Origin of the sequence: Shivajiella indica (assembly GCF_042683085.1) — a bacterium.
Lineage (GTDB): Bacteria > Bacteroidota > Bacteroidia > Cytophagales > Cyclobacteriaceae > Shivajiella > Shivajiella indica.
Window position 1 is genome coordinate 1 of sequence record NZ_JBHUIV010000032.1, and the last position, 634, is coordinate 634.

The following is a 634-nucleotide window of genomic DNA, read 5'->3' on the forward strand; positions in this document are numbered from 1 at the left end:
ATCCTACGCTTCGGTATTACACTTGATGCCCGTTTATTATCGACGCCCTGCCGCTCGACCAGTGAGCTGTTACGCACTCTTTAAAGGAATAGCTGCTTCCAAGCTAACCTCCTGGCTGTCTAAGCAGCTGGACCGCCTTTGTTCAACTTAGTGTAAATTCCGGGACCTTAGCGGTAGGTCCGGGTTCTTTCCCTCTCGGACTCGGACCTTAGCACCCGAGCCCTCACTGCCGTTACCGTATCAATGCATTCGGAGTTCGTCAGGATTTGGTAGGATGTGACTCCCCCTAGTCCTATCGGTAGCTCTACCTCATCAATACGTTCCACGACGCTGTTCCTAAAAACATTTCGGGGAGTACGAGCTATTTCTCAGTTTGATTGGCCTTTCACCCCTACCCACAGCTCATCCGGAAGCTTTTCAACGCTTATCGGTTCGGCCCTCCAGTACGTGTTACCGCACCTTCAGCCTGGCCATGGGTAGATCACAAAGTTTCGCGTCTACCCCCACTGACTACGCGCCCTGTTCAGACTCGCTTTCGCTCCGGCTGCCCCCGTCTACGGGGTTAACCTCGCCAGTGAGGTGTAACTCGTAGGCTCATTATGCAAAAGGCACGCCGTCATCCTGACAAAGTCAG

At 53.3% G+C, this 634-nt stretch carries 1 rRNA gene; it reads right to left on the reverse strand.

Annotated features, from left to right (window positions below):
• A 23S ribosomal RNA gene (locus ACFSKV_RS18965) occupies window positions 1-634 on the reverse strand; the annotation flags it as partial.